Origin of the sequence: Bariatricus sp. HCP28S3_F11, from assembly GCF_052065395.1 — a bacterium.
Taxonomy (GTDB): Bacteria; Bacillota; Clostridia; order Lachnospirales; family Lachnospiraceae; genus Allocoprococcus.
The window spans coordinates 40,986-57,489 of sequence record NZ_JBQHUC010000019.1 but is presented as its reverse complement, the minus strand read 5'-3'; the positions used below and the strand labels follow the sequence as shown (position 1 = coordinate 57,489).

The 16,504-nt window shown below is 44.6% G+C and carries 14 protein-coding genes; 1 reads left to right on the top strand and 13 read right to left on the bottom strand.

The features are described from left to right. Positions 1–95: 95 nt before the first annotated feature. Both ACTNBR_RS10170 and ACTNBR_RS10165 read right to left on the bottom strand, forming a co-directional pair. Entirely contained in the window at positions 96–1,127 is a 1,032-nt protein-coding gene (locus ACTNBR_RS10170) for a 3-deoxy-7-phosphoheptulonate synthase (RefSeq protein ID WP_441018637.1), read from the bottom strand. A 21-nt stretch (positions 1,128–1,148) separates the two neighbouring features. Beyond that, positions 1,149–2,168, bottom strand: coding sequence for an alpha-hydroxy-acid oxidizing protein (locus ACTNBR_RS10165; RefSeq protein WP_441018639.1), 1,020 nt, complete (start codon positions 2,166–2,168; stop codon positions 1,149–1,151). Between the two features lie 231 nt (positions 2,169–2,399). Here ACTNBR_RS10165 and ACTNBR_RS10160 point away from each other — a divergent pair, with 231 nt between their 5' ends. After that, a complete protein-coding gene (locus tag ACTNBR_RS10160) occupies positions 2,400–3,281 on the top strand; it encodes a DUF4352 domain-containing protein (protein ID WP_427820731.1) in 882 nt (293 codons plus the stop codon). Positions 3,282–3,344: 63 nt separating this feature from the next. Here ACTNBR_RS10160 and ACTNBR_RS10155 read toward each other — a convergent pair whose 3' ends face one another. From ACTNBR_RS10155 to ACTNBR_RS10105, 11 genes are all read right to left on the bottom strand, one after another. Next, a complete protein-coding gene (locus ACTNBR_RS10155) occupies positions 3,345–4,796 on the bottom strand; it encodes a 4Fe-4S dicluster domain-containing protein (RefSeq protein ID WP_427808620.1) in 1,452 nt (483 codons plus the stop codon). 193 nt (positions 4,797–4,989) lie between these two features. Further along, entirely contained in the window at positions 4,990–6,318 is a 1,329-nt protein-coding gene (locus ACTNBR_RS10150) for a permease prefix domain 1-containing protein (RefSeq protein ID WP_441018641.1), read from the bottom strand. Continuing rightward, entirely contained in the window at positions 6,305–6,646 is a 342-nt protein-coding gene (locus ACTNBR_RS10145) for a PadR family transcriptional regulator (RefSeq protein WP_441018643.1), read from the bottom strand. Before ACTNBR_RS10145 ends, ACTNBR_RS10150 begins: the two co-directional genes overlap by 14 nt. A 383-nt stretch (positions 6,647–7,029) precedes the next feature. Further along, a complete protein-coding gene (locus ACTNBR_RS10140; RefSeq protein ID WP_441018645.1) occupies positions 7,030–8,406 on the bottom strand; it encodes an alanine/glycine:cation symporter family protein in 1,377 nt (458 codons plus the stop codon). Positions 8,407–8,468: 62 nt separating this feature from the next. Then, positions 8,469–9,455 carry an SGNH/GDSL hydrolase family protein gene (locus ACTNBR_RS10135; RefSeq protein ID WP_441018647.1) on the bottom strand — a complete coding sequence of 329 codons (987 nt, stop codon included), beginning with the start codon at positions 9,453–9,455 and terminating at the stop codon, positions 8,469–8,471. After that, positions 9,442–11,031 carry an MBOAT family O-acyltransferase gene (locus tag ACTNBR_RS10130; RefSeq protein ID WP_441018649.1) on the bottom strand — a complete coding sequence of 530 codons (1,590 nt, stop codon included), beginning with the start codon at positions 11,029–11,031 and terminating at the stop codon, positions 9,442–9,444. Before ACTNBR_RS10130 ends, ACTNBR_RS10135 begins: the two co-directional genes overlap by 14 nt. A 1-nt stretch (position 11,032) precedes the next feature. Then, positions 11,033–11,260, bottom strand: a complete 228-nt coding sequence (locus ACTNBR_RS10125) for a phosphopantetheine-binding protein (protein ID WP_427820727.1) — start codon at positions 11,258–11,260, stop codon at positions 11,033–11,035. Next, the gene (locus tag ACTNBR_RS10120) at positions 11,226–12,443 is read right to left on the bottom strand and encodes a diaminopimelate decarboxylase family protein (protein WP_441018651.1); all 1,218 of its coding nucleotides are present in this window, start codon (positions 12,441–12,443) and stop codon (positions 11,226–11,228) included. Before ACTNBR_RS10120 ends, ACTNBR_RS10125 begins: the two co-directional genes overlap by 35 nt. Further along, a complete protein-coding gene (locus ACTNBR_RS10115) occupies positions 12,443–13,999 on the bottom strand; it encodes an amino acid adenylation domain-containing protein (RefSeq protein ID WP_441018653.1) in 1,557 nt (518 codons plus the stop codon). Before ACTNBR_RS10115 ends, ACTNBR_RS10120 begins: the two co-directional genes overlap by 1 nt. A 171-nt stretch (positions 14,000–14,170) precedes the next feature. After that, positions 14,171–15,769 (bottom strand): putative ABC transporter permease subunit, encoded by a 1,599-nt coding sequence (locus tag ACTNBR_RS10110; protein WP_427808640.1) that lies wholly within the window; start codon positions 15,767–15,769, stop codon positions 14,171–14,173. Beyond that, positions 15,763–16,476: an ABC transporter ATP-binding protein gene (locus ACTNBR_RS10105; protein ID WP_441018655.1), complete on the bottom strand. Its 714-nt coding sequence runs from the start codon at positions 16,474–16,476 to the stop codon at positions 15,763–15,765. Before ACTNBR_RS10105 ends, ACTNBR_RS10110 begins: the two co-directional genes overlap by 7 nt. Positions 16,477–16,504: the final 28 nt, after the last annotated feature.

Genomic DNA, 16,504 nt, shown 5'->3' with positions numbered 1-16,504 from the left:
CCCCCCCCCCCCCCCCCCCCCCCCCCCCCCCCCCCCCCCCCCCCCCCCCCCCCCCCCCCCCCCCCCCCCCCCGACTCTCCTTCCCCGCTGTCTCTTTAGCATTCTTCTGCTATCTTATAAATTAATTTTTCCGTATCTTCCCATCCAATACATGGATCTGTGATCGATCTTCCGTATTCCATATGAGAACAGATATCCTGGCGGCCTTCCAGCAGATAACTCTCTACCATAACCCCTTTCACCAGTCCGCGAAGATCCGGATTGTATTTCCGTGTATGCAGCACTTCGCTTACAATTCTCAGCTGCTCTTTGTACTGTTTATTCGAGTTAGAATGGTTGGCATCTATGATAACCGCCGGATTCTTCAAATCTTTCTTATAATACAGACTCTCCAATCTTCTCAAGTCTTCATAGTGATAGTTCGGAATACAGGTTCCGTATTTATCAACACCGCCTCGTAGAATCACATGTGCAAGCTCATTTCCGTCTGTCGACACATCCTGTCCACGGTAAATAAAGCGATGTCCGCTTTGTGCAGCCACAACGGAATTCAGCATGACTCCCAGATCTCCACTGGTCGGGTTCTTCATGCCGATGGGAATATCCATACCGCTTGCTGTCAGACGATGCTGCTGATTCTCAACGGAACGGGCCCCGATTGCTTCGTAAGATAAGATATCATCCAGATAACTTCTGTTTTCCGGATACAGCATCTCATCGGCAGCGGTCAGATGCGTCTCTTCAATCGCACGGATATGCATTTTTCGGATCGCGATAATCCCTGCCAGAAGATCCGGAGCCTTATCCGGATCCGGCTGATGCAGCATTCCTTTATATCCTTCTCCTGTTGTTCTGGGTTTATTCGTATAAATTCTTGGAATGATCATCAATTTTTCAGAAACTTTTTCATTTACTTCAGCCAGACGATTCACATATTCGCAGACAGAATCTTCATTATCCGCTGAACAAGGTCCGATAATGACAACAAATTTATCGGATTTTCCAGTAAAAATATCTCTGATCTCCGCGTCTCTTTTTGCCTTGATCTCCTTGATCTTTTCCGATAACGGATATTCATTTTTCAAATCTGACGGCAATGGCAGTTCTGCATTCACTTTCATCCCCATAACTTTTTGTATCTCCTTTATCTAGCAGTAACGCACCATATCTCTGGTGATTTCACTCAGAGAATGTGCCCCGCACATCTGCATCGTGTCTTTCAGTTCAGCTCCCAGTTTTTCAATATAGGTCTTCACGCCTTCTGCCCCGCCTCCATACACAGAAACAACAAACGGTCTGCAGATCAGAACTCCGTCTGCTCCGAGTGCAAGTGCTTTAAAGATATCTGTTCCGGAGCGGATTCCGCCGTCCACCAGAATCTTCATAGAATCTCCTACTGCGTCTGCAATTTCTTCCAGGACTTCTGCCGTCGCCGGGCACTGATCCAGAACACGTCCTCCGTGATTGGAAACCACGATTGCTGCTGCTCCTGCTTCTTTTGCTTTCAGCGCTCCTTTGACCGTCATAACACCTTTCACGATAAACGGCACGCCTGCCATATTCACAATTTCCGCAAGTTCCTTGACGTTCTTGCTTCCTGCCGGCGGTGTCATGTTTTTCAGAAACGGAAGTCCGGCAGCATCCACATCCATGGCAACCGCAAATGTTCCTGATTCGATCGCCAACTGCATTTTCTCCTGAATCGTTTCCAGATTCCACGGTTTGATGGTCGGAACACCCATGCCGCCGCTCTCCTTGATTGCCGCAGTCGCTCCTTCCATAACCAGCGGATTCACTCCGTCTCCGGTAAATGCCGCAATTCCATTCTGCGCACATGCAGATACAAGAACCTGATTATAGGAAATATCATCATATTTCTCACTATAATGTAAATTCACTGCACCAACCGGACCGGCAAAAAACGGATACGCAAACTTCTGTCCGAACAGCTCACAGGATGAATCTATTACTCCTCCGTCACAGATGGTATCCATGTTTACACGGATCTCCTGCCATTTCTCATAATTGCGAATAGCCGTGTCCCCAACACCTTTCGCTCCCGGTCCCGGTATCTGTTTCCCACATGCTTTTCCATTACATACCGGACAGGCTTTACAATAATTTCCTATCGATTCTCTTGCATTTTCAAGTACCTCTTTATAATCCATGTTCTCTGCCTCGCTTTCTTCTATCCATCGGTATTTTTCTTACCCAAATGAAGCCGATACTTATGATAATCATAACACTTTCCTATCCGGAAAACAAGAAATCCATTCCATGGATTTCTAAATATTCTGTGACCTTTACTTGTTTTTTTACTTTGATATGCTATAATGTCCACATAGGCACTTAAATTTGCATACAGCAAAATTAGAGAAATATATAGAGGAGAGTACCATATGAAATGCCCCAGATGTGGATCTGATGTACGTCCCAGTAAAAAGTATCCGGGATATTATCTCTGCGATTCCTGCCGGAAACGTTATCCGGCAACATCCCTGATACCAGATGAGACTGATGATGATCATACAGATTATACACTTTATGATACAGAAGATGCAATAGAACCTTCGGAACCGGAAAAGCCCGGACGGAAGACTGAACGGTCAGAAGGCAGCAACCGGAAATCAAAAGGTTCTTCCCCCAAATCAGGCAAACGTTCTTCATCCAGTCAAAGCAGATCCGGAAGAAGGTCCAAAAAGAAAAAGAAACAATTAGCAGGAATGATTCTGATTTTCCTGCTCGCAGTCATCCTGATCGTAGTTGTCGCCGTAAAATCCGGTCTAATCAGCAAAGATCTACTTCCGTTTACAAAGTCATCCCAGGATTCTCAGGATCCTCAGACAGATGATACCACAAAAACGGGTGGAGATGACACCTCCTATGCACTTGGCGACACCGCTACGCTGAATGATATCTCCATTCAGGTAACCGATTACGAGGAATCCAAAGGTGACGAATGGGCTTCCCCTCAGGAAGGCAATGTATTTGTCTTTGTCAACCTTACGATTACCAATCAGGCGGAAAAGGATATCACCGTCAGCAGCATGGCAAGTTTTGAATCCTATTGTAATGAAATAAAGCTTGACTATAGCGTCAATGCTTTTACCGCCCTTGCCGCGAACACGGACCGTCAGCAGATGGATGGTTCCATTGCTCCCGGTTCTTCACTAAGTGGGTATCTCTGTCTGGAAGTTCCGACAGACTGGATGAATCTGGAGATTCACTATACCGATCAGGTCTGGAAGGATGAGGGTGTCGTATTTAAAATATCAAAATAATCCATGGTCTCAAATTAGAATCTAAAAAAAGGGAGCGCCTCAGCACTCCCTTTTTAATAATGTTTATTCTCTGTGCATAGAGAATGAAGTCTCATCATAATTCTTCAGGTTCTCACAGATTCCTCTCGCATCTGCTTCTTTGATCAGCGAATCTCTGGATTTCTTTGCGAGCATCTGATCTTTAAAAGCACTTGGTCCTCCGACACATCCGCCTTCACAAGCCATTCCTTCGATGAAATCCTCAGGCAGACGTCCGACTTTCATAAGCAGCAGTGATTTCTTACATTCAACTGCACCATTTGCCTTGTACACTTTAATATCCAGTTCTTCACCGGCTTCCTTCATACTCTGCATCACAGCATCTGAAACACCGCCGGAATTTCCGAATCGCTTTCCAAATACAGAAGATTCCTGATAAGTATTGTCTGCCGGTTCCAGAGCAACGCCCTTCGCACGCATAATTGCACGGATTTCACTGTAAGTCAGGGCATAGTCTGCATTTCCTTCAATCCTCTGATCTGCAATCTCTGATTTCTTTGCAAGACATGGTCCGATAAATACGGTAACCGCATCTGGTTCTTTTGCCTTCACCAGGCGGGAAACTGCACACATCGGAGAAACCGTTGTAGAGATCATATCACTCAATTCCGGATAATGCTTCCGTACCAGATTGACAAATCCCGGACAGCAGGAGGTTACTTTTTTACGTCCGTCTTTATAGGCTTCAACCCATTCTTCTGCTTCATATTTCGCAGTTAGATCACCACCAAGTCCCACTTCAATGAAGTCCGTAAATCCAACTTCTTTCATTGCTTTTTTCCAGCTTTCCATGGTGATGTCCACACCGAACTGTCCTTCTGTTGCCGGTGCCAGCATCGCGTATACTTTCTTACCGGATTTGATTGCTTTAATTACATTTACAATGGAGGATTTGTATCCGATTGCTCCGAACGGACAACTGTGAACACATTTTCCACAACGAATACACTTTGAATCATCGATAACGGAAATACCATTTTCATCATAATAAATCGCATCTACCGGACAGCTGAATTTGCATGGTCTCTTCAAATGAGCAATTGCATTGTACGGACAGGCCTGTGCGCATTTTCCACATTCTTTACATTTGGAAGCATCAATGTGGGAACGGTCACGTCCCGCTTCAATTGCACCGAATTTACAGGCATTGATACATGCTTTTCCCAGACAATTCTGACAGTTTTCTGTCACAACATAGCTGGAAATGGGACAGTCCTCACATGCCGAACTGATAACCTGTATTACATTTCCATCATTCTTAATTCCAGGCGCTTTTCCTTCAGCCAGACGAACACGCTGTCTGATAATCTCACGTTCCTTGTAAATGCAACAACGGAACTGCGGGAGCGGGCCCGGAATCAACTTCATTGCAATATCGTCCTTATGCTCCTCAAGTTCCCCGTCAAAAGCCAGACGTGCTACTTCTTCCAACACTTCATGTTTGATCTTGATTACATTTGCGTCTGCGTTTCTCAACTTCTTACCCTCCAAAAAGAATTTTCTCAATCATAATAATGTATCTCGTTTCTGATTCAAATCATAACATGAGTTTTCTTCTTTTCCCAGTCATTTTTTTAACAATCTTGTACTATTTTGCATACAATGTACAAGCTTCAAACACAAGGTTCTGATTTCGCAAAAAGTAACCAAAACTCATAGATTCAAAAGGTTATCCCGCCTTCACAATATTCTGATTTCTGGTAATAGACAGCAGAATCCCCATATACAAATAGGTGACCATCATATTACTTCCTCCATAGCTGAAAAACGGCAAATACACCGATACAGGATAGAAAACTCCTGAGTTCATCCCCAGATACACCAAAATCTCCGCTGCCATCATCAGAACACAGGCCATTCCGACCACATAGCCGAGCTGATTTTTTTGTTTTCGTACGATCCAGATCAAAGCTCCCAGAAATCCCGCCAATGCAAATGTGAACAAAATTCCCTGCCATGTTCCAATCACTTTAAAAATAAACACCCAGACATAATCACTTCTCACTTCACTCCAGATCATATTTGTTGATTCATCAATTATGACCCCTTCTCTTCCCGCAACTGCATCCGCTGCTTTTCTCAGATTCTCCAGAACAATCTGATACATATAGTTTTCAGAAGACCGGAAGCTGAATATCTGCTTCAATCTGTCGCTCTGGTACGCTGCAAGAAATAGCTGACCTGTAGACACCATGATTCCCAAAATCCCCGCAGGTATCACGGCCGTCACCCCAGCCATTAATATGTACTGCCGCTTTTTCTCTCTCCCGAACCACCGTTTATGAACGGCCAGTATTAAAATACATACTCCTGTCATATAGAACAAAATCATATACACACTTGAATTTAAAACCAGTGGAAGTACCGTTGATAATACCAATATGAGAATACATTTCATCATCCCTTGTTTTCCCGCTCCGCGAAAACGAAAAACAATGCCCGCAAAAACCGGAACCAGAACACAGTAAAACAGTCCCTGTTTTGGATATATTCCATTCACAGTTCTGCCTAACACCCGATATAGCGCCATCAGTATCATCATTGCAGCCCAGATCCGGAGTGCATATTTACCAAGCAGCGTGTAATCCACAAAACAGACTCCCAACATCAAAATGCTTCCTGCTGCCGTCCACAAAATACACTTGAGCCCCGCCGGATTATAAGATTCTGCGAGATAATCACCTGCTCCGCAGAGTATTGCTGTTCTCTCCAGGAAAACCTGTATGGCAACTCCCGATATACCAAGTATGACAATCATAGCGATCAGCTTCATATCCATCTTCGGTCTGTGGATCCTGTCAAGCTGTACGCCTGCCTCTACCGGATCTCCCATCTCCCTCACAGCCGCTTCTTCTGCTTCCGCTTCACTCATGCCCTGCGCCATGAAGTCCAGCTTCTGATCGTCAATATGGGCCTGATATTCTTCTTCAATCATCGGTCTTGCCTTTTTGCAGCGAATCTGTTCTGTCAAAAGCTTCAGATAATCAAGCCGGGTCATAAAGCACACCTCCCAGCACATTCACAACCGCTGTGGAATACTCCTTCCACTCTGCTTTCTTTGCAGAAAGCTGTTTCTTTCCTTCCCTGGTCAGCCGGTAATATTTACGAAGCTTACCGCCATATTCCTGTTCATAGCCAGTCAGCCATCCCTTCTCTTCCATGGAGTGCAGAAGCGGATAAAGAGTCCCCGCCTTCAGTTCAAATACATGATTCGACTTCTCCCTGAGCGTCTCAATCATCTCATAGCCATACATATCTTTCTCTTCCAGGAGTTTCAGTATCAGCATTGCTGTGCTTCCGGAAATCAAACTTTTATCTACTGTCATAAATACTTCCCCTTTCATATGTTGATCTTCGATATATCGACAATCTATATATTTTGCATTTTCATTATATATCGGCAATCTATATATGTCAAGCGATTCTTTTTGATTTCCGAAGTAACATATCAGGGAGAATACTTTTTTTAGAAGTACTTTAGATGTTCTTAATATTTTTCAAAATTTCTTAAGTCCATGGTCACATTCTTTCCATATTTTACTATTATACTTAAAGCATAAATTAAAAGGACGCCGGCAATCATAGATGATACCGACTCTGTATGGATGTCAGGATGTCCGCCTAAAAAATCAGGTGCCCGCCCAAAGGGCCGGCACCTTTTATATAGATCCTCTCTTTTCTCTCAGCCGATGCAATCTGTATCGGCTTTTTATTTTCCGTCTTCCTTCATACTCTTTACAACCACACCCGTCAGCGCAAATAGGGCGATTGCATTCGGAATAACCATTAACTGGTTAAACATATCAGAAAGTTCCCATACAAGATCGTTGGATGCAAGTGTTCCAAGGAAAATAAACACCAAAGCAATCATAAGAAACGGCTTGATTGCTTTCGGTCCGAACAGATAATTCACATTGATTTTCGCGAACAGATTCCATCCGAGAATCGTGGAGAATGCGAAGAAGAACAGGCAGACTGCCACGAAAGCGGATCCCAGTTTTTCTCCATAGACTACTCCGAATGCGGTCTGTGCGAGATTCGCTTTATTTAATGTTTCCACCACGCCACCTGTATATCCTCCCGCAAGAGGTCCATCAGCTGTATATAATGTGGAAATAATAACCAACGCATTTAAAGTCAAAACAACGAATGTGTCAATAAACACACCTGCCATAGCAACTGTTCCCTGTTCATGTGCATTCTTAACCTGCGCAAGCGCATGAGCATGCGGTGTAGAACCCATGCCGGCTTCGTTTGAGAAAAGCCCTCTCTTTGCCCCCTGGCTGACAGCAATTTTTAAAGCTGCGCCCAGGCCACCGCCAATGATTGCCTGTGGCTGGAATGCATACCGGAAGATCATGAAAAATGTAGCAGGAACGTATTTAATACGGGCAATCAGCACCCCCAGCGCTCCTAATAAGAAAACAGCTGCCATGACCGGAACGAGCTTTTCAGTAACAGAAGCAAGACGGTCTACCCCACCCATAAAGATAAAAGCGCAGATCACAACTAGGCCAACACCAACGATCCATGAAGGGATGCCAAATGCTGTGTGGATTGTGGAGCCAATGGAGTTGGACTGTACCATACACCCAAAGAAACCAAGCGCCAGAATGATTGCAACTGCAAAGAATCCGGCCAGGAATTTTCCTAATCTGCCCTGGAATGCCCTGGTTATATAGTACACCGGGCCTCCCTGGATATTCCCTTCTGAATCCTTGATTCTCGTCTTTTGTGCAAGAGTTGCTTCTGCATAAATCGTTGCCATTCCCAGAAATGCAATGATCCACATCCAGAAAATGGCTCCCGGTCCACCGGTAAGAATCGCTCCAGCAGCTCCTACGATATTTCCCGTACCTACCTGAGCTGCGATTGCTGTTGCTACAGCCTGGAATGAGCTCATTCCGCCTCCGTGTGCTCCTCCCTTAAAAGAAATATCACCGAAAATTTTCTTAAGACCGGCTCCAAAACACCTCACCTGAACGAACCTTGTCTTAATTGTGTACCAAAGTCCAACTGCCACCAAAAGAAACACCAGAATATAGTCCGACAGATAAGCATTAATTGTTTGAACAATTGATAACATAGTTTTTCCTCCTCACCCATCTCTTTTCCACATTATATGCACAGACTATCCCTGCGATTCCTTTACTTTGCTGCCATTTGTTCCAAATGTAATTGCGCCTTCTGTTCATACTCTTGCGCCTCTTTTTCCCAGCCTCTGTAAGAATTTTCTCCCCGGTGATCCGGAAGCTCATAGTGCTCCTCCAGATAGTCTCCCAGATACTTTGTCACTTTCTCTGCTCCTGACAGATTCAGATGATCTCCCTTATCCAGGCTGTCCGTTTCCCAGTCGATTCCTATTTCATCCAACCTGAGATTCATATCCAGGTAATCCAGAGAATTAGATTCTGCATAAGCACTGATACTGTTATGTCGTCGGTAATTACAATTGACCGGCGATGGTGTTCCCACTAGAAGAAGCTCGGCACCCTTTTTATAACAGAGTTTTTGAATACTTTCCATATATTTAACCACGATATCAGGCATCTCTTCTTTTTGTTCTGTTTCCAGCATGTAATTTCCTTTTTTATATGGCTGAACATCACAGCGGAACGAAAACCCTTTATAACTCTCTTCCGGATACTTTTTGTCGATCAGAAATGATTTCCAGATATCATGTCCGCGAAAAATCGGAATATAATAATTTCCCCATGCCTCTATGGTTTCCTTGATCCCTTCCAGCCCCGTTCTTCCCCGAAACAAAGTGTTCGTTTCCAGTATGACCAGCTTCGGAGACTGCGTCTCAAAAGCAGTTTCCAGCATATGATAGGTTTCCTGGATCTTCTGTCCTGACTGTCCGCATACATATCCTGTAATTCCATGCTCCTCCCACAATTCCATCGGTGAAATAGACGCATAACTCAGGCTGTCTCCCAGAACAATCACATCAATGCTGTCTTGGGGTTCCCTCTGGATCCGAAACAGACTTTTGTTCCTGCTCTGCACGAGATTGTCATTTTTAATCAGGGCAATCTCCATTCTTTCTGCCATCAATTCAAAAATCACGAATAAGATTGCCAGAAAGAGGGCAACTTTTCCTGCTCTCTTTCCTATATTTTTAAAATCCTGCATAAATCATATCCACCTGCTGATAACCGATTCCATATGCTCCCAGAATTACAACTGCCAAAATCAGGCCATAATAAATCGCCCATCTCATCGGCAGACATAATTTCTGAAGTCCTGCCTCTCCCAGCAGATTCCTTTCTTTCATCATTCCTACAATTGCCACAACCACGCACCCGACCACAACGACCAGATAATCTGCTTGATCGAGTCCAAATGTCAGCATGGTTCCATCCCACAGTCGTTGTAGTTCAAAATTCCGGAACATGCTGAAGAACATCGAAATTCCTGCACGCAGTCCGTTTGCCCGAAAGAACAATTCTCCGGTAAAAATGATCATCCACGTTTTGAGGATCTGAATCAACCGGAAATACCATGCATTTTCATTGATGTGACATGCGTCAAGCACCTTATTTCTGACAGGCTCTATCGCAATACCGCCGAGCAGAATCACAAAATAATACATTCCGTAAAAAATGTAACTCCACCTTGCTCCATGCCAAAGCCCATTGCAGATCCATACCGGGAACAGTGACAAAGCTGATACGCCCAGCTTGGTCAAATACTTTCCCAAATGCTTTCTTCCGAATTTATTCCATCTTTTCACCAGTCCGGAAACGGAAACCGGATAAAATACATAAGTCTTAAACCATACGCCAAGTGTAATATGCCAGCGTCTCCAGAATTCTGCCGCGCTCCGCGAAGCAAACGGCTGTCGAAAATTCTCGGGAAGTGTAATTCCGAACATCCTTCCGCTTCCAATAATGATGTCCATACATCCGGAGAACTCCATGTAGAGCTGAACCGTATAGGCAACTGCCGCTGCCGCAATCATAACACCGTGATACATTTCATAATGTTCAAAGATTGCCTGCACAAATACATAAAGTCGGTCCGCAATGATCATTTTCTTGAATAGTCCCCAGAGAATGCGCACGCTGCCCTTTGAGAGATTCTCTCCGGTTATCGGTGCCCCTTGCCAGAGCGTGTCTGCCGTTTGCGAATACATGCTGATCGGACCTTCCATGATCTGTGGAAAAAAGCCCAGAAAAAGAGCAAGCTTTCCGGGATGCTGCTCTACTTTCAATTTTCCCCAATATACATCCGCCATATAGCCGATTGCCTGAAGCGTATAGAAAGAGATACCAATAGGAAGGAGAAGCTCTTTTGTCTGTAATGCATACAAGCCTCCCCAAGCTCCTATTATTACATTTATATTCTTTGCAAAGAAATTATAATATTTCAAGTATGCAAGTGCCAAGAGTAATCCAAGGATCCCACCTATAAGGATCCATTTTTCTTTCTGTTTATATCGCTTTTTTACGATGCTGCTCTCTTCTTTAGTCAGTCCGGAAACTGCAGTTTCGCACTGCAGTTTCATCCAGGACATCCAGACACCAATGTAATGAGTAAACAATGTTGTGCCGATCAGATACAGGACCAGTTTTCCGCTGATCGTCCAGAAAAACACATATCCGGAGAGGAGCAGTGTCATCCACCGCAGCTTTTTCGGAGTCAGCTGATAGACCAGCAGTACAACAGGCAGAAACACGAACAGATAAATCGACGTATGATAAGCCATGTTAATTCTCCTTCAGCCTTTGTATCATCTTCCAGATCGCATCCACAGAATTCAGATTCTCAGGAATGATCTCCGCTGCTTCAATTTCAATGTCAAACTGTTCCTCCAGTTCCGCAATCAGTGAAATCACCGCAAACGAATCCAGAAGTCTGTCATTTACAAGCGCCTTCTGTGCCTTCCAGTCAATACTGTCATCAATCTCCATTAATATATCCAATAATTTTTCCATCTTTTGTCTCCCTTTCCATATTCCATTCGTAAGTCTGCTGTTCTTCCCGTACGAGCCGCCAGCCCATCTCTTTGCTGTAGAACACAGCCTGCGGCAGTTCATGGCTTAAAAATAAAGCCATTCCTTCCGTCATTGCATATGCTCCGGCCCGTTCAAATATCAACACATTCCCTGCTTTCAGATCTGTGAATTCAGCCCTCTGTACCAGCACATCATTCACCGTACACAAAGATCCACAGATCGTCCATTCGCGTTTTGTTCCCTGACTTTTTTCAGGACTGACGCGGATCCTCGGCAAATACATGCCACGGATCTGCCCGTCATAATGGATCTGATGGATTCCTCCGTCTACGATGCAGTAATAATGATTCCCATTTTTCTTTGTATCTCTGACCGTGGTAAGATAGTACCCGCAGGTTGCCGCAAGTGCACGCCCCATTTCCAGCATCACACTTCCTTTCCATCGCATTTTTGCAAGTGTCTCCGCAATTTCTTCAACATCCGCTTCTAAATGATCCGTCTGGCCCTCGAAATACGAGACCGCAAGTCCCGGTCCGTACTCCAGTTCTTCGATCTGATAGCCCGTTCTTTCTTCCAGTTCACAGCAAAACTGATCCAGATATGTCAGTTCCTTCCTGATCTTTTCAGCCGATTTCTTCTGTGTCCCGGAAAAATAATGAATCCCCTGGATCTTCAGATACGGACACATCTTTCGGATCGAGATCAGATTCCGAATCGTCTCCTCATCCATCCCGAACTGATTTCCGCTGGTCAGCCTTAGATATACCGGAATAACCTCATGATTGATATCACACCAGTCAGCCATATAATGGAACTGATTCAATGATTCGACTGTATATGTGCACGCTCCCCGGTAGAAATTCATAATTTCATATAGATCTTCTTTTTTCTTCAGGACACCTGATATGAAAAGTTTTTCTGGTTCGATCTGAAGCTTGCGGCAAATCTCAAATTCACCCATGGAGCATACCTCGATCCGATCCGTAAGCGCAGCCATTTGTTTCACAAGAAATGAATTTGCTTTCATCGCAAAGCAGATTCCTGCTCTTCCCCGAAGCTTCTCCCGAAAGAACGCGACCGTTTCGGAGAGCCGGTCAATATCATAGATATAAAGCGGCGTTCCATACTTCATGATGCCATGTTCCAGACATTCCATTTCCATCACATTCCCACCTCCAGTTTTTTTCTGAAATAATTTCTGTCAGTCTTTCCGTTTTTATTTAACGGCATTTCCTCCGTTTTTTGTATTTTGTGGGGAATCATATAAACCGGAAAATGCTTTTTCAAATATGCTCTGACATCTCCCGGATCCGCCCCACCCAGGTAAAATGCGATCAGTCTGTTTCTCCGCTCATCCATCAGACAGCAGCTTCTCTCTACACCTTCCACCTGATTCAGTGTGCTTTCGATCTCTTCCAGTTCAATGCGGTGTCCCATATGTTTGATCTGAAAGTCCTTCCTGCCGGAAAAATAAAGCATTCCTTCATCATCGTAATATCCAAGATCTCCGGTGCAATAGCACCTCTCTTCTTTCTGTCCGGAAAAGTGAATCATCCGGAACCGTTTCTTCGTTTCCTCCGGATTCCTGTAATATCCTTCAGACAAGGATTCCCCTGCCACACAGATTTCTCCGATTTTTCCCGGCACCTGTAGGATCTGTTCCTGCTCATCCAAAAGGAACACCCTTCGCCCCGGAAAGGCTCTTCCGATCGGAAGCTTTTCCCCATCTGCATACATCCGCTCAACCGGATAATAAGTACAGTTGCAGGTGATTTCCGTTGGACCATACAGATTGACAAACGAAGTATCCGGCAATGCTTTCTGCCACATCCTAAGCTGTCTGACCGGCATGACCTCTCCACTGAATCCAATCAGCCGTACGCCGCGAGGCACTCGATAATCAAGTCCTTTCAATGCCGTCACCATGCTAAGCGCCGATACCGCCCAAATGAGAACAGTCACTTCCTTCTCACAAAGATAATCTAACAGCTTCGAAGGTAATGAAAATAATTCTTTCGGTATTAATACAAGCGCAGCACCTGTTGATATACTTGTGTAAATGTCTTTTACAGACACATCAAAATCGAACGGCGCCTGATTTCCGATTCTGTCTTTATCATGAAATCCAAACGCCTCTACAAAATGAGTGATAAAATCAATCACTGCCTGATGGCTGACTACTATTCCCTTCGGTGTTCCCGTCGACCCTGATGTAAAAATCCCATACAACAAATCGGTACCACGACTCTGCCGGCGTATCTGCTGCAAACGCCCGATATCGGCTTCTCTCTCGATAGTATCCCGGAGAATATACTTTCTTTTTGTGTAACCCGCCTCGTCCAACAGCATTTCATTTTCGTTATTCAATACAACAAGCTGCGGTTCGAGTATTTTCAATATTTCCCGAACTCTCGCCGCCGGTTGGGACGGATCAACCATCACATAAAAACATCCGGCATAAACCACACCGAACATAGCCGCGAGTGTCCTTGCACTCTTTTCTGCCAATATAACGACCGGCTCCCCCTGATCGCATATTTCGCAGAACAGCGTTCCCATTCTCTGCGATAGATCTTTCAGTTCTCTCCACGAAAGACAAAACGTACCATCATCCACCGCTGTTCTGTCCGGATATTTTCTCTCAGTTTCTTCCAGAAATTCCAGGACATTACATTTCTTATCTGATTTCATTCCTGTTTTCGTCTGAAAATCCTCCATATTTCTACTCCTCTTAAGATATTTCAAAGTATTTTCCCTTTGATGAGGCCATTATAACCCCCATATCTTAATCCTTTCAGACACAAACCCTTAAGAAATTCCAAAGAAAAAATGGGTAAAATCCGAAGTTCGGATTTTACCCAATCATTTCCCAATACTATTTTCTTCCTTTTACAGCGCCGCAAACACTTCTGTTCCTCTCTTTTTAATCCAGGTATAGAGTCCTGCAGAAATCAATAATGTCAGTGCAGCAACTATGGTAAGATATATCACCATTCCGATTTTGTATGCCCACATCAGGTAGATGCCACATAACGCCACCGAATAAATCCAGCCGCCAAACATCGCCACCATCACGGCCACGCTCTGTTTAATCGGTGCAATTTCATTGGTCCAGGTCAGATTCGGCATTTTTAATCCCAGTGTAAGTCCAAGCAGAGCAGAAAATACGACATAAGCGCTTACCGTCAAGAGCACAAGAAGAATCTGAACCGGTGAATATGGAAGTACAAACAGAGTACATCCCAAACAGAACAGTGCCGGAATTCCCGTCAGAAACAACTGAACCGATAACTTGGCGCGCAAGACCTGCCATGGCGTAACCGGAAGAGACTGTGCAAGCCAGATATTCTTCCCTTCCAGTGAGACAGACGGAACCACCATATCATTCATAGAAACCAGCACACAGATCATGGTACATACCAGTACGGGAGTCGTCCCCGTTTCTGCACCGAACACCTGATTCAGAATGCTGATAATCATGCCTCCTTTTACAAGAAGAAGTATGCCGCAAACCGGCAGAATCAGAATGCCCAGTCCGCAATTCAACATATAATTCGGACTCGCAGTAAACCTACCGAATTCCTTCGCAAGAAGAGCCCGGGAAACACTCCTCATTTTTACCGTCTTTTCTTTATATACTGCTCTGGCAGTTTTGCCGGAAGCTGTCGCTATCTTAAGAAAGCTCCGTGACAATAATGTCCACATTACAGCAAACAACGCAAGAATGATCGCTGCCATCAGAGTGATCGCCAACCAGTCCCCTTCCCCGATTCTTCCGAATAAGTAAAGCAAATATGCTTTTCCTTTGATCTTTCCGCCGTATTCCGCTGCATTTGCAATCAGAACACCTATCATGGACTGCGCCTTAAAATAGAAGAAATAATATGCACCGAGAAAAGCAAGCGATACAAATACGGTGATAAAGCTCTTATTCTTCAGCTTCAGACTGATCTTTGCAACGACCCATCCAAGTGCCGCCGAAAGTGTAAGTACAAAAATCGAGATCAGCGCGATCAGCACGACTCCACCCAGAATTACTGAAACATTTACCGGAGCAAAGATCCAGTACACAATGACTGCCGGCACGATAACCACCGCCGCGTACATAAATCCCAGCAGAAAGACTCCAAGAAGGCGTGACACCATGAGCGTGCGAACGGGAATCGGCATGGCAAGCAGAAGATCGTTATCTTTGGCAAGATATAATCCAGAGTATGTATTAAACACACTTCCGAATACTCCCAGAAAAATAGAAAGCAGCCCCATAATCGCAAAATAAAGCCAGCCCATACCGGCTGATGAGAGAGCCGGACAGATCGTCATAGAAAGAAATGTGAACATTCCTCCCAGAAGGCCGATCATAATAACCCCAAATAAGATCATATATCCAATCATCGATAGTTTAGACCGCTTTTTATTCTTCTTCGCGTCATAGAAATATCCACGAAAAATCTCCATCATCTGTTTTTTGACGAGTGTTTTTAGCATGATTCTCCCTCCAATTCAAGGAATACTTCTTCCAGAGAGTCATCTCCTTTGACTTCTTCCATCGTTCCGGAACGGATGAGCTTTCCGCCTTTGATAATGGCCACCTTATCACAGAGCTTTTCCGCCACCTCAAGTACATGCGTAGAGAAGAAAATTGCTCCGCCCTGATCACACACCTCACGCATCATCCCTTTCAGGAGATGGGAAGCCTTGGGATCCAGACCAACAAATGGCTCATCCATAATGATCAGCTTCGGATCATGAAGCCATGCCGAAATAATTGCCAGTTTCTGCTTCATTCCATGGGAATACGCAGCAATGGGCTGTGCCAGATCATCCGTCAGTTCAAACAAATCTGCATATTTCCGGATACGTGCCTGTCTCACCTCAGAGGATACGCCGAAAATATCAGCGATAAAATTGAGATATTTGATCCCAGTCATAAAATCATAAAGATCCGGATTATCCGGAATGTAGGCAATCTGCTTTTTACAGGTCAGCGGATCCTTCTGTATGGATGTCCCCCCAATCGTGATCTCACCGGCATCAAACTGCTGAATGCCGACCACAGACTTCAGCGTCGTCGTCTTTCCGGCACCGTTATGGCCGATGAAACCGTAGATCTCGCCCGGCGCAATATGAAGACTCAGATCATCGACTGCCTTTTTCTCTCCAAATGTTTTCGTTAAATGTTCAATATACAGCATAGTTTTATTCTCCCATTTCTTCTGATGT

Coding starts and splice junctions, on each gene's coding strand:
- ACTNBR_RS10120 (WP_441018651.1), bottom strand. CDS start 12,443: ATGGAAATGGAATGTCTGGAACATGGCATCATGAAGTATGGAACGCCG.
- ACTNBR_RS10125 (WP_427820727.1), bottom strand. CDS start 11,260: ATGGAAAAATTATTGGATATATTAATGGAGATTGATGACAGTATTGAC.
- ACTNBR_RS10115 (WP_441018653.1), bottom strand. CDS start 13,999: ATGGAGGATTTTCAGACGAAAACAGGAATGAAATCAGATAAGAAATGT.
- ACTNBR_RS10110 (WP_427808640.1), bottom strand. CDS start 15,769: ATGCTAAAAACACTCGTCAAAAAACAGATGATGGAGATTTTTCGTGGA.
- ACTNBR_RS10105 (WP_441018655.1), bottom strand. CDS start 16,476: ATGCTGTATATTGAACATTTAACGAAAACATTTGGAGAGAAAAAGGCA.
- ACTNBR_RS10150 (WP_441018641.1), bottom strand. CDS start 6,318: ATGACCCGGCTTGATTATCTGAAGCTTTTGACAGAACAGATTCGCTGC.
- ACTNBR_RS10145 (WP_441018643.1), bottom strand. CDS start 6,646: ATGACAGTAGATAAAAGTTTGATTTCCGGAAGCACAGCAATGCTGATA.
- ACTNBR_RS10160 (WP_427820731.1), top strand. CDS start 2,400: ATGAAATGCCCCAGATGTGGATCTGATGTACGTCCCAGTAAAAAGTAT.
- ACTNBR_RS10135 (WP_441018647.1), bottom strand. CDS start 9,455: ATGCAGGATTTTAAAAATATAGGAAAGAGAGCAGGAAAAGTTGCCCTC.
- ACTNBR_RS10140 (WP_441018645.1), bottom strand. CDS start 8,406: ATGTTATCAATTGTTCAAACAATTAATGCTTATCTGTCGGACTATATT.
- ACTNBR_RS10170 (WP_441018637.1), bottom strand. CDS start 1,127: ATGGGGATGAAAGTGAATGCAGAACTGCCATTGCCGTCAGATTTGAAA.
- ACTNBR_RS10130 (WP_441018649.1), bottom strand. CDS start 11,031: ATGGCTTATCATACGTCGATTTATCTGTTCGTGTTTCTGCCTGTTGTA.
- ACTNBR_RS10165 (WP_441018639.1), bottom strand. CDS start 2,168: ATGGATTATAAAGAGGTACTTGAAAATGCAAGAGAATCGATAGGAAAT.